This is a genomic window from Ruegeria sp. YKSF57, assembly GCF_059612585.1.
The window spans coordinates 24746-37151 of the sequence record NZ_JBXWQW010000044.1 but is presented as its reverse complement, the minus strand read 5'-3'; the positions used below and the strand labels follow the sequence as shown (position 1 = coordinate 37151).

12 protein-coding genes and 1 pseudogene are annotated in these 12406 nt (G+C 58.1%); 7 read left to right on the top strand and 6 right to left on the bottom strand.

The features are described from left to right. Nucleotides 1-124: 124 nt before the first annotated feature. Both AC2FLX_RS17290 and AC2FLX_RS17285 read left to right on the top strand, forming a co-directional pair. Complete coding sequence (locus AC2FLX_RS17290; RefSeq protein WP_496810450.1) at nucleotides 125-847, top strand: sulfatase/phosphatase domain-containing protein; 723 nt, start codon at nucleotides 125-127, stop codon at nucleotides 845-847. A gap of 158 nt (nucleotides 848-1005) precedes the next feature. Further along, a complete protein-coding gene (locus AC2FLX_RS17285) occupies nucleotides 1006-1869 on the top strand; it encodes a DUF302 domain-containing protein (RefSeq protein ID WP_496810449.1) in 864 nt (287 codons plus the stop codon). A 549-nt stretch (nucleotides 1870-2418) separates the two neighbouring features. Here the strand turns inward: AC2FLX_RS17285 and AC2FLX_RS17280 are convergent. Both AC2FLX_RS17280 and AC2FLX_RS17275 read right to left on the bottom strand, forming a co-directional pair. Further along, on the bottom strand, nucleotides 2419-2778 hold the full coding sequence (locus tag AC2FLX_RS17280) for a MaoC/PaaZ C-terminal domain-containing protein (protein ID WP_480748561.1): 360 nt from the start codon (nucleotides 2776-2778) through the stop codon (nucleotides 2419-2421). Nucleotides 2779-2847: 69 nt separating this feature from the next. Beyond that, nucleotides 2848-3480, bottom strand: a complete 633-nt coding sequence (locus tag AC2FLX_RS17275; protein WP_480748560.1) for a glutathione S-transferase family protein — start codon at nucleotides 3478-3480, stop codon at nucleotides 2848-2850. 130 nt (nucleotides 3481-3610) lie between these two features. Here AC2FLX_RS17275 and AC2FLX_RS17270 point away from each other — a divergent pair. Both AC2FLX_RS17270 and AC2FLX_RS17265 read left to right on the top strand, forming a co-directional pair. Then, nucleotides 3611-3790 (top strand): annotated as a pseudogene (locus tag AC2FLX_RS17270) (helix-turn-helix domain-containing protein); the annotation flags it as partial. A 12-nt stretch (nucleotides 3791-3802) separates the two neighbouring features. Next, on the top strand, nucleotides 3803-4567 hold the full coding sequence (locus tag AC2FLX_RS17265) for a LysR substrate-binding domain-containing protein (protein WP_496810453.1): 765 nt from the start codon (nucleotides 3803-3805) through the stop codon (nucleotides 4565-4567). Between the two features lie 110 nt (nucleotides 4568-4677). On the opposite strand, the gene AC2FLX_RS17260 is transcribed toward AC2FLX_RS17265, so the two are convergent. After that, nucleotides 4678-5247, bottom strand: a complete 570-nt coding sequence (locus AC2FLX_RS17260) for an NAD(P)H oxidoreductase (protein WP_480748558.1) — start codon at nucleotides 5245-5247, stop codon at nucleotides 4678-4680. A 575-nt stretch (nucleotides 5248-5822) separates the two neighbouring features. Next, on the bottom strand, nucleotides 5823-6044 hold the full coding sequence (locus AC2FLX_RS17255) for a DUF1127 domain-containing protein (RefSeq protein WP_496810448.1): 222 nt from the start codon (nucleotides 6042-6044) through the stop codon (nucleotides 5823-5825). Here AC2FLX_RS17255 and AC2FLX_RS17250 point away from each other — a divergent pair. Continuing rightward, a complete protein-coding gene (locus AC2FLX_RS17250) occupies nucleotides 6027-6233 on the top strand; it encodes a DUF6626 family protein (RefSeq protein WP_496807121.1) in 207 nt (68 codons plus the stop codon). The genes AC2FLX_RS17255 and AC2FLX_RS17250 overlap by 18 nt on opposite strands. A 794-nt stretch (nucleotides 6234-7027) precedes the next feature. Here AC2FLX_RS17250 and AC2FLX_RS17245 read toward each other — a convergent pair. Together AC2FLX_RS17245 and AC2FLX_RS17240 are read right to left on the bottom strand one after the other, a co-directional pair. Next, the gene (locus AC2FLX_RS17245) at nucleotides 7028-8380 is read right to left on the bottom strand and encodes a sensor histidine kinase N-terminal domain-containing protein (RefSeq protein ID WP_496807045.1); all 1353 of its coding nucleotides are present in this window, start codon (nucleotides 8378-8380) and stop codon (nucleotides 7028-7030) included. Between the two features lie 8 nt (nucleotides 8381-8388). Further along, entirely contained in the window at nucleotides 8389-9057 is a 669-nt protein-coding gene (locus tag AC2FLX_RS17240) for a response regulator transcription factor (protein ID WP_480748580.1), read from the bottom strand. A gap of 148 nt (nucleotides 9058-9205) precedes the next feature. On the opposite strand from AC2FLX_RS17240, the gene AC2FLX_RS17235 reads away from it, so the two are divergent. Both AC2FLX_RS17235 and AC2FLX_RS17230 read left to right on the top strand, forming a co-directional pair. Then, the gene (locus AC2FLX_RS17235; RefSeq protein WP_480748579.1) at nucleotides 9206-10282 is read left to right on the top strand and encodes a tricarboxylate transporter; all 1077 of its coding nucleotides are present in this window, start codon (nucleotides 9206-9208) and stop codon (nucleotides 10280-10282) included. Between the two features lie 85 nt (nucleotides 10283-10367). After that, nucleotides 10368-12398 carry a tripartite tricarboxylate transporter permease gene (locus tag AC2FLX_RS17230; protein WP_480748783.1) on the top strand — a complete coding sequence of 677 codons (2031 nt, stop codon included), beginning with the start codon at nucleotides 10368-10370 and terminating at the stop codon, nucleotides 12396-12398. The last annotated feature ends 8 nt before the right edge of the window (nucleotides 12399-12406 follow it).

Here is a 12406-nt window from a genome sequence, read left to right as displayed (position 1 = left end):
AACCCGGCGCTTGCTTCACCGAAAATCCGCCGCATAATCAAACCAAACAGATGCGCCAGATCCTCTCTTAGCTCAGGCAGCCATCTGTCCCAAAATCCCCGACGACGGACACATCGTGATCTTTATGGCGGACAACGGTCCCGACCCAAACCAGCTACCTCTCTCTGAAGCTTATCGTGACTGGTACAATGAGAACTACGACAAGGTCTATATGGAGGATTTTGACGGAGACTTCTCAGACATGGGACAACGCGGTGTCTATGCGGATTATGGCCCAGGTTGGGCTGCCGTCGCAGCCACACCGGGAAGCTACTTCAAGACGTTCTCTACCGAAGGTGGCCTCCGGGTTCCGATGATTGTGCGCTTCCCCGGTGTGGTTGAACCAGGCAGCCAAGTCGACAAGTTTGCGTATGTCCGTGACGTCCTGCCGACGATCCTCGAATTGGCTGGCGTGGACGTTCCAGAAGGGACATACGACGGGCGAGAAATCTACTCGCCTGATGGCATCAGCATGATGCCCGTGCTGCGCGGTGAGGTCGAAACCGTCCGCACTGAAGAACATCCCGTGGGGTACGAGCTTGCCGGCTCCTCAGCCGTCTTCAAAGGCCGTTGGAAACTCATGCTGAACCTGCCGCCCAAAGGGACAGGGGAATCGGAGCTTTATGACATTGAGGTTGACCCATCCGAATTGAACAATCTGGCAGACCAGAAACCAGAGCTCGTGGCAGAAATGCTCGCATTCTACGAACAGTGGGCCGAAGACGTGAACCTCGTCCCTGTGCCTGAAGGCTACAATCCGCTTGAACAAACCGTCATCAATGCCCAACGCGGCGACGGTCAGCACTAATAAATGGAAGGCCGACCACGAGCCTGTGGTCGGCCTTCATAGAAAATCCACGAACCACGAACGTTTGGGAGCATGTTTCTGACTGGTGGGTGCCCGGCCACCCCAGTACATCACAAATAAACCCAACCTGAATCCGGTTCCATAGGAGGCTCCTCAACATGCCGAACTTCACCCCGACCATCGGTCTAGCCGCGACACTTCTGTGTGTCGGTTCGATTGCAATTTCTGAAGGCTCAACACAGGCGGCCGTTGACGCATCGTTCGATGCCATCAGTTCCGCCATCCAATCGACCGGGTTGGAGGTGGTTGTCGAAATCGATCATGCAAGACTGGCGGCCGCAGAAGATGTGGAGATGCCACCATCGCGCGTGCAACTGTTCTCGGACGCAGCACTTGAGGCCGGGATTCTTGAGAACGAGATCCGCGCAGGGCTCGACCTTCCGTTCCGGGTGCTGTCTTACGCAGAAGGCGATCAGGTCCGTGTTGCCTATACCGACGCCACGTTTCTTTCCCTTCGCCACGGGTTGGACATCAAAGAAACCGCAGACGCCTTCGACGCAACCTTGCTGAAGGTTCTCGATATTGCCGAAATCGAGGGAAACGCCGCGCCGACGGAAAGTCTCACGCTGAATTATGGGATCATCGAGCTTGTCTCCAGTTACGATTTTGAGACGACCATTGATCGCTTGGAAAAGGCCGTAATGTCACAAGGCGACACAGTTTGGTTCGGAGAAGTGGACTTCACTGCACGAGCAGCCGCCGGAGATATCGATCTGTCTCGGGCGACCCTGCTTCTGTTCGGTGGGCCTGCGCCGGGCGGAGTTGCGATGGCCCAGTTCCCGGTCATTGGTCTGGATGCTTTCTGCCAGAAACTGCTTGTCTATGTCGATGCAGATAAAACCGTGAAGGTGATATTCAACGATATCGCGGCTTTGGCGGAATTGCATTACGGCCAGTCCGACGAACCGCACCACGTTCTCAATCAGCGCCTGACGAAGACGTTGACCGGAGCAGTCAACTGATCGCGTTCTGACCGGCCCGGAGCGCTCACCAGTGAGAGGCCAAGACGTGGCTGGTTGGTGTTGAGCGAAGTGCAATCGAGCTCACCAACGAGCCCCTGATACGGCACACATCTCTGTACTCACGAAAGGCCGCTTGGCACCGAAAGCGCCAGTTAACCGCGCGTCACCGAATGACTGGTTGGTCCGCATCTTCTCAGTTCGGTGCCGGCGCAGCGAATGACGGCAACGGATTCGACGGTTGATGGTTCCGGTCAATGACTGGTCTGGGGAAGCTCGCTGCGCTGATGGTCTCGCGTCGCTGCAATCGCGAAGACCAGTCGCGGATTTCAATGATCGCGCCCGCTGCGGCTGCACGGGTCTCCTTGGTCCGCGGAGCTGTCGTAGGTGAAACAAGCTTTGAGTGACCGGATAAGGTGAACTCACCTATTTCCGTCGCGCCATCACATGGTCCATGGTCAAGCTTAGCACCTCGTCATCGTCCTGGTTGTACGTACGGTAGCGGAATCTGACCGTTCCCCGGTCGGGCTTCGAACGCGACGGTGTGAGCACCTAGACCGTTACGCGTGCGTGCAATGTGTCGCCGGGAAACACCGCAGCGAGCCATCGCACTTCGTCCATGCCATGCCCGCCTAAGTTGGTACCATTCAGCACACCAGTGTCACGAAACAACCGAAAAGTGAGCGCGATGGTTTGAAAGCCACTGGCGATGAGGCCGCCAAATATCGACTCTGTTGCCGCAACCTTGTTCACGTGGAAGGGTTGCGGATCGTGCGTAAGCGCGAAGTCAATAATCGCGCCTTCTGTGAGTGTGATCCCGCCGCTTTCGAAGGTATCTCCAACCGACAGATCGTCGAAGTATTTGCCGCTAATCATTCCAAGAGGGTAGGCTAATGGAGAGGCGTCCGTCAATGAGACCTCTTTTGTATTGTCCGCAATGCAGCTATGGGAACAAACCAGAGCGATTTACCGCTTGTATATTCAAGTCGGCGGCGGTGCATGTGTCTCCATTGCGGCCTTGTAGGAACTGCTTTCACTCACAGATTGACACAGCGCGTCGAGCTTGGGCCGTGAACCAAACAGAGACTGTTTGTTGGCGTGCCACTCGGTCAGCATTGTGACGTAAAAATCCAGTGCTGTCAGACCGCTCGCCATGAAGTAGGGATCACCCGCAATCGCACCCTCCGTTACATCGAAAAAGGCGTTGTAGTCGACTGCCGCTTTTGCGCCGACCTCCTCGATCGCACTGCTGCTGTTCGCATAGCGCTCAGGGTGCCCGAGGCGTGCGGCAGTCATGTAGCCTGAGGTCGTCATGACATTCAGCCAAAAAAGAAACTCGCCACGATTATCATCGCCGGGCGCTGGAGTGACCCCGGTCTCAGGGTACATCTCGCCCAGTAGCGTAACAATCGCTGCAGTCTCTCCAATCGTCTTGCCATCCGCGCATCTAAGAGCCGGTATGCGCCCGGTTGGGTTTAGGCGCAGAAAATCTGCGGCGCGATGTGCGTCAGCGCCCATGTCCACGTAGTGTAGTCGATAATCCGCACCAATTTCTTCAAGGGCTGCCTGTACCACAATCGAGCCTGCCAGATACTCCCAATAAAGCGTGAACATGCCTCGTCTTCCCCATGGTCCCGTTTTCGTGGTGACAGCCTGCGCCACAGTACTCAGTATGGATGGGTATGATTGCTTTGCACGCGTGATTTCATTTTGCTGCGCTAAAGGAAACCTTTAGGCTGTTGGCATGCATCTTTCTCATTTGAATGCGTTGCGCGCTCTGGACGCTACATTGCGGCATGGGAGCTTTTCCCTGGCCGCCAACGAACTTGGAATTACGCCGGCTGCGGTTGGGCAAAGGGTCCGGTCTCTAGAACTTTACCTCGGCAAAAGTCTGTTCGTTCGCTCCAGCTCGGGCATCGAGCCAACTGAGGATGCGTTGCGGGTTCGGGAATTATTAGAAGACGGCTTTGCAAGGCTTGCGCAGGCGTATGAACAACTGAAACCGAACGATGCGGCTGGCCGTCTACGCATTACCCTGCCAGAGTCGTTTTCGGAAAACTGGCTGTCACCAATGCTTGCGGAATTCCAACAGCAGTACCCGGATACGGACTTACACTTGGACCCATCCAATCGCGATATCGACTTGGTGAGAGAAGACTATGATCTTGCGATCAGATACGGTCCCACCCGCGACACTGAATTGGAAGAACGCGCGCTGTTCGGTGATTTTGTTGCCCCAGTATGCTCGCCCACCTTTGCAGACCAGCAAGGGCTAGGTCCGGATGTGCGATCACTAAAGGGTGTACCTCTCATCCACGTCACCAATCGCACCAAGGACCCGGGATGGCTTGACTTCCAAGCCTGGGGCGAGGCCTTCGGGTTTGACCCCAGTTATCTAAACCATGGTGTACGCATCTCGAAAACAGGCTCAGGGCTTCAAGCGGCGGCAGCGGGTCAGGGGTTGGCGCTTTGCGGGATTGTGGAGGCATTTCATGCGTTGAAAGCTGGATCGCTCATTCTGCCATTCGGACCGTCAATGATATGCCAGACCAAATACGCCTATCGTCTCCTATGGGCGCGATCCCGGGCGAACTCAGAACTGCGGGCGCTCTTCGTCGAATGGATTGCAAACAGATCAGATGGTTTCGTCAGTGAGTTGGACGCATACCTCGCTTTCCAAGGCTCGGGGGCGTCCCGCTAGAGTGCTCGTCTATTGCCGCATGTTATCTGCACTACGGTGCTCAAAAACGAGGTTGGAGCCAGCACTATCCGGCCAAAGAATTAACGGAAGTCATGATGTCCAAAATCAACTCAGTCTGCGAAAGTACGCCCTAGAGTTCTCGCCTTCACCAGAAGCGCCTGCCTTTCGTCGTCGCCTTCCAAGGTATCGTGAAGGAGTTCCAGTCTGGCGTTCGTGATGCCGCAGAAGTTCATCACTCCGACGACCAACTGCGTCTCCATAGCAGTTGTATAGCCGCGCTTCTTGAACGACGCGGACCCAGTTGCTGCGAGACCAACCAACAGTGCTCGGTCAAGCGTTAGCTTTTTGTTTCCGTAAGCCCAATCGGCATTCCAGACCCTGTCGATCCAACCCTTGGTCATCGCAGGCACTGACCACCACCAAACTGGGAAGATGAAGGCAACCGCATCGTTTCTCTCCACACGGGCCTGTTCGCGTTGCACGGCTTCGGTATAGGATTGCGCTCCGCCACTAAGGTTTGGCTCATCTTCAACGGGCATGCGGGGATCAAATCGCTCAGCATGCAAGTCCGCGATCTCAGGAATGTTCCCGCTTTCCTCTAAGCCTAACACGAACTGATCAAGCACAGCGCCTGACAGCGATTTCCGTCGCGGATGATCGAAGACGACTAAGACATTCATGACGGCCCTTCCGCGTTACCAATTCCGCATCATAACACAAGAAGGTCGTTCGAGCTGACGAGTGCGAGCTGAAGCATCGTGATCGGGCGGCCCAGGCAGCAACGGCTGGCACAGATACATGCTTCCAAACACAGTTGCTGAAAGTGTGTTCAGGCACAGTGTTTCAGGTTAGTGTGTTGAACACAGTGTTTGCCCAATCCAGCGCAGCAAAAGCGCATCGCACAGTTTATCGCACAGCTCAATTTTTAAGCAAATAACTATTTAAAAACAATGATTTATAATAAACGCAAGTCTTGAAAATCCTCGTGTCGGTGGTTCGATTCCGCCCCCGGGCACCATTTTAGCCATAAAAATAAGGCACTTCAGCATCGCACAGTTTTCACTTCCTGCGTTGCACAGTCATCGCACAGTTTTTCGTGCGTTGCTGGGTGGATTTGCGGACTGAAAAGCTGTGTTGAACACAGTGTTTGGAATCGCAGTTTTGAACACAGTGTTCGCAACACACTGTTTGCCCACAGCGACTGCAACACACTTCTTCCCCACAGTGTTCGCGAACGCAAACGAAAAACAGCTTATCACCAATTCCTCGCCTGTCGCTTAGCGGTCTCAGCCAGTCTGTCTGTTTCCGCGTCGCCGGATTGCTTGTGAATTGCGCTTTCAACATCAGCCGCTGTCAGTCCGATGTCTCTAAGCATGTGATCGGGGAGGGTTCCGAGTGAACACGACAAGGCTTGCCTACCACGCCAGTTTTTTAAAGCCTTTTGTACCGCTTGTAGTGCATTTTTAGCCCAAGCCACCCGTGCCGTGTCACGATGTTCACCTGCGCATCAAAGCTCGGCTATTACGTCAGGCACCTCAGCAACAGTGAAAAGCCTGAACATCAAGAGTGGGTTCGGCGGTTCCATGTGTTGCGTGGTCTCTGTCAGCAAGCTTTGGATCAGCAGGCCATGGCCAAGTGGATGACGCCGGAGCGCATGGGGCTATGAGCTCGAAAGGGGTTCTGCGCACAGAAATCTCTGAGCTGCAAAATCTGGCAGGGAAGTACTTACAGTTTCGAGGTGGTGATTTTGCATCACCCCATTTTGCTGGGGGCCAGCTATGCTCATGAGTGAGGTGGTCGGCGAGACTGCATGGAAACGACACCCCAAGCCCAAACCGCTGCCGATCCCCGGCCCAACCAAACCGAAGCCGCGACCGAAGCGGCAGAAACGTGCAAAGCCCAAGCCATTCAACAAGCCGAAGCCTGATGAGCTGAGCTAGTGGTGCCGCAGGCAAACTGTAATTGTTGTGTGTACGTCGGTTTGTGGCAGGTCGCATCCCGTGTAGCGAACAGCGGGCGTTGGCGCTGTACGTGCAGATATGAGCGGTATCGTCGCAGAACGCGCTGAGACAACGTAGTTTGAATTTTGGGTGACCGTCTGAAGGAGAGGTATGCCGCAGATGGTCTCAGTCACATTTTCTGCAAAGCAGTCGTTCATGCACGGTGCAGCGATTGACGGCTAGGAGCCCTTTTTTACGGATGCTGCATCCGAAACAACGAACCGCGAAGCACCGAAAGCTGACGTTGTTTCTGGCAAGATTGACCCATAGGCGCCGTTCACCTACCAGGCAATGAATAGCCGATTGCAACACTGATTGTCGCCAACAGGGCGCCGGGCGGCAGAGCAATTGGGAGCGGTCAAGGTGACTTTGTGGATCGAACGGCGAAACGTCGAGGCCTTCCAAGCGCGGCGGTACAGACTCGCCGCTGAGCAAACAAGGTGGGAACGGAAATTGTGTCTCAGGCCTGCTCGTAGCGCGGAAACTTAAGGCAGAACTTCGTTCCCTTTTCGGTCGGCACAAGATCGACCCGTCCAGCGAGCCTGGCCATCACCTGTTCCACAATGGCGAGCCCCAATCCGGTTCCCTCGCCGTGCTGCAACTGCGAGAAACGGCGAAAGGCCGTCCCCTCCTTGCTTGGCGGGATCCCGACGCCATCATCCCGAATCGAGATCATCACGCTGTCGTCTTCGGCAAAGGCCCGCACCTTGATTGCCTTCATCGCTGCGCCACCATGCTTAAGGGCGTTGTCGAGAATATTGATCAAGGCCTCGCCAATGAGAACGGGATTGCCCATGACGGGAAGCGGGGCCGTGCCCAGTACGAGGTCAAACTCCAGGTTACGAGACAGCGCCTTGGCAGCAAAGGTTCGGCAGACGTCCTCGACCACCGAGTTCAGGTCGAACGGTTCCATGGCCGTGCTGTCATCGTAGCGGAGCCGTTCCAGAGACAGCAACTGTTCGGACAGACGCGCGGATTTGCGCGCGGCATCTGCCAGTTGCCTTTCGCATTTCGCGCGCTCTGCGGGGTCCTGCACCTGCGGAAGCGTTTCGGCGAGGGCAAGAATTGCCGCTGCGGGATTGCGCAACTGGTGCGCTGCGTCCGAGATGAAGGCCTGATGCGCTTCAATACTGTCCTGCACTTGTACCAGCAGCCGGTTCAGGGTCGCCACGATGCCAGAAACCTCATTCGGCACGGGGCGGCGGATCGGACCGAGATCGTCCGGGGAACGCTGCCGGATCGCCGCCTGCAAATCGTTCAGAGGCCGCAAGCCAATCTGCACACCAAACCAGATGATCAGGGCCAGCGCCGCCATCAGGCCCGCCATAAGCGCCGCCGCACGAAAGGCCAGCGCACGGGCAAAGGCACGTCGGTCGTTGACCCGTTGCCAGACCGTCACGACCGTGTCGCCGGTCAATGTCCCAATAGTGCGGTTTTCGATCATGCGCAGGACGCGCATTTCCTCGCCGCGATAGTTGGCCAAATAGTAGGAGGGCAGGTCCCGCGCGACAGGCGTTTCGGGGCGCGGCGGATAAGCATACCCCGTCACATAGATCCCGCCGGGACCGGTGACGTGATAGAACAGCTCGCCGCCCCCCGCATCCGAGATAACCTGTCTGGTGGCAGGTGAAAGCGCATCGCCTTCGGAGATCGCGACATCGCGCGAAATCGCCAAGGCCGCGGACAGCAGGGTTCGGTCGAACAACTCTTCCGAGGTGCGCTGCGCCACTTCGAATCGCCACCAACCCAACAGGATCGCAACCAGAAACAGCGGCAGCAGGATCACAAGAAACAGACGAAGGCGCAGCGACATCGCCCTCATTAAGTGTCGACCTCCAGCATGTAGCCCAGACCCCGCGCGGTTTTGATCCTGAGGCCAAAGGGTTCGAGCCGCTTGCGCAGGCGCGAGACATGCGGCTCAATAGCACTTTCTTCGGCGTCAGAGCCGGTGCCGTAGACATGGGTGATCAGCTGCGCCTTGGACACGATCCGCCCGCGCCTTTCCATCAAGCATTCCAGCGTCGAGATTTCCTTGCGCGGGATATCGAGCGGATGATCGTCTTTCAGCACCTGCCGTGCGGTCCGTTCAAACACCAGCGGCCCCAGCTTATCCTTTGCTGTGAATTCGAGGTTCTTGCGTCGGGCCATGGCACGCAACCGCGCTTCCAATTCGTCCATTTCGAAGGGCTTCGTCAGGTAGTCGTCCGCCCCTGCATCCAGCCCCACGACGCGTTCCGCCGTCTCGGACCGTGCCGTCAGCAGGATCACCGGCGTACCATCGCCCCGCCGCCGCAGGGCGCGCAGTACGTCGATCCCGTCCATGCCGGGCAGGTTCAGGTCCAGCACCACCAGATCCGCGCCCTCCTGTGAGAGGAACGTGTCCGCCTCGCGGCCATCGTGCAGCAGGTCAACCGCGTGCCCTCTGTCCCTAAGACGGAAAGCGATTCCTTGGGCCAATGCTTCGTTGTCTTCGATCACTGCTATGCGCATGCCTATATCTTTGTCACGATGCGCAAGTTTCGCGCAAGGTTGAGATGGCATGTTGGCGCTGTTGGAGGAGGGAATCATTCCCTGGAAATGAACATACATGGACCGCCGGGCCTTTGTTCCGTTGCGGCAGGTCTACGGGAGGACACCAATGACCATCAAGACACTCGCAGCCTCGGTTGCCGCAGCAACCATTCTTGCATCCCCGGCGCTGGCTGAAATCGACCTTTCCGGCAAGACGATCGAATGGGTCATCCCGTTCTCGGAAACCGGTGGCTCGGCCAAATGGGCCAACTTCTTTGCGCCGCTGCTGTCCGAAGAGCTGCCGGGCAACCCCACCGTGGTGGTGAAATTCATGCCGGGTGCCGGATCGACCAAGGGCGCGAACTGGTTCCAGGAACAGCGATACGATGACGGGACGCTGATTTTCGGCACCTCCGGGTCCACCCAGTTCCCCTATCTGCTGGATGACCCGCGTGTGCGCTACGAATATTCCGACTGGGTGCCGGTCATGGCATCGGGCACGGGCGGTGTCGCCTATCTCAACCCGGAGGACGGCGCGAAATTCGACGGCTCGGCGAACAACCTCAAGGACATCGACTTCATCTATGGCTCGCAAGGGGCGACACGCCTTGACCTCGTTCCGCTGCTGGCCTGGAAGATGCTGGGCATGAACGTCGAGCCGGTCTTTGGCATCAAGGGGCGCGGTGACGGCCGCCTGATGTTCGAACGCGGCGAGGCCACCATCGACTACCAGACCTCGTCCAGCTACCTCGGTGCCTCTGCCGATCTGGTCGCGCAGGGCAAGGCCGTGCCGATGATGACATGGGGCGCGCTGAACGAAGCGGGCGACATCGTGCGCGACCCGACCTTCCCGGACATGCCGACATTCAAGGAAGTCTGCGAAGCCACCGAGGGCTGCGATACCTCTGGCGAAGCATGGGATGCGTGGAAAGCCTTCTTCGTCGCCGGTTTCCCGGTGCAAAAGATCGCCTTCCTGCCCGCAGGCACCCCGGATGACGTGGCAAAGACGTTCTCTGACGCGTTCGATGCCGTGCGCAAGCGCCCGGACTTCCCGAAAATCGCCGCCAAGCGCGTTGGCAAATACGATGTTTTTGTCGGCGAAGGCGCACTCAAGGCGACCAAGGCGGGCACAATCGTTTCTGCGGAAGCCAAGGCCTTCGTGACCAACTGGCTGCAAGAAGCCTACGGCGTTTCGCTGAAATAGGCGGGCGCCCCGCGGCCCCTGCCAGACCGGTGGGGGCCGCTTCTGCCACCTTTCCCACAGTTCAAAATCGAAAGCCGGTGTGATGATGGATGTTTTCGCGACCTCCCTGCCAGCGCTTGGCCAGGCATGGGCCCTGATACTGCAACCCGAAGTCCTTGGATACCTCGTGCTCGGCGTGGTTATGGGCCTTGCTGTCGGCGTCTTTCCGGGGCTGGGCGGCATTGCCGGGCTTTCGCTTCTTTTGCCTTTCATGTTCGGCATGGACCCGGTTCTGGGCCTTGCGCTGATGGTGGGCATGGTGGCCGTTGTGCCGACCTCGGACACCTTTGCCTCGGTGTTGATGGGCATTCCCGGCAGTTCCGCGTCACAGGCCACGGTGCTGGATGGCTTTCCGCTGGCCAAGAAGGGGCAGGCGGCGCGGGCGCTCTCGGCGGCCTTCACCTCGTCCTTGTTCGGCGGGCTGGTCGGCGCGGCCTTCCTGACGATCTTCATCATCGTGGCGCGGCCGCTGGTGCTGGCCTTTGGGCTGCCGGAAATGCTGATGATTTCGATCCTCGGCCTGTCCATGGTCGCCGTCCTTGCCGGACGCGTCGCGCTAAAAGGTGTTGCGGCTGCCGGTCTTGGCATGTTGATCGGCACCATCGGCGAGGCCGACGCGGGCGGCTCGCTGCGCATGGCCACCTATGACATCCCGTATCTGACGGACGGGTTGAAGCTGGTGATCGTCGGCCTCGGCATCTTTGCCGTGCCGGAAATCGTCAGCCTTCTGCGGCAAGACCGTTCCATCGCCAAGGACGCCAAGCTTGGCGCCGGCTGGGGCGAAGGCGTGCGGGACTGGGTTAACAACAAGTGGCTTTCGGTCCGCTGTTCGCTGATCGGCGTCGTCGTCGGCGTGATCCCGGGCCTTGGCGGTTCGGTCGTCGACTGGATCGCCTATGGTCATGCCGTCCAGACCACCAAGGACAAGTCGCAGTTCGGCAAGGGTGAAATCCGCGGCGTGATCGGGCCGGAAAGCTCGAACAACGCCAAGGAAGGCGGCGGTCTTGTCCCGACGCTGCTGTTCGGCATCCCCGGCTCCGGCTCCATGGCGATTTTCATCGGGGCCATAGCACTGCTGGGCTCCGGCGATATCGAGGTTGGGCCGAACATGCTTCGCGACAATCTCGACATCACATATTCCATTGTCTGGCTGCTGGCGCTGGCCAATGTGGTGGGCACCATCCTGTGCATCGCGGCTTCGGGCGGCATCGCCAAGCTGACCACCATCCGCTTTACCTATCTCGCGCCGTTCCTTTTCATGCTGATCTCTTTCGCGGCTTTCCAGTCGGGCCAGAACTTCGAGGACATTCTCGCGTTGTTCGTCATCGGTCTGATCGGCATCTTCCTGCGCCGCTTCGACTGGTCGCGCCCGGCCTTCCTGATCGGCTTCGTGCTGTCCAACCCGGTCGAGAAATTCTCGAACCAGGCGTTCCAGATCGCGTCCTTCCGCTTCCGCAAATCCTTTGAGGAAGGCATGGACTACATCTTCTCGCCCATCGTGATCGTGCTCTTGATCGTCACCGTGGTCTCGGTCGTGCTGGGTCTGCGCCAGGCGAAATCCATCATGGCCGAGGGTGACGTGCAGTCCGGCTCCAAGCGCGCGCCATTGGTCTTCTTGCTGATTGTCATGGCCTATGTGGTGGCCGCGCTGATCAACGCGAACATGATCCCCGACTACAACATGACGGACAAGATCGTGCCGCTGGTCATCGGGGGCATCACCTTGACGGCTCTGTTGATCCTGCTGGTGCAGATGCTCCTGCGCCCCGAGACGGACGCGATCTTTGCCGACAAGGAACTGGCTGGAGAGGACGCGGATGCGCCCTATGGCCTGTGGGGCACGTTGGCGTGGTTCGTGGGTCTGATCGTGGCGACGTATTTCGTCGGCTTCATCCTTGCGCTGCTGGGCTTCCTCGTAGCCTTCCTGCGGGTCCGTGCGCAGGCCGCTTGGCCCAAGACGCTGATCCTCACCGCCGCTGGCATCGCGCTGATGTGTGTCATGGCAGGTGCGCTGAACCGCGACTTCCCACCGGGGCTGTTGCAGCACGCCGTCGATCTGCCTTGGCCGCTGAAATAATCGGGCGG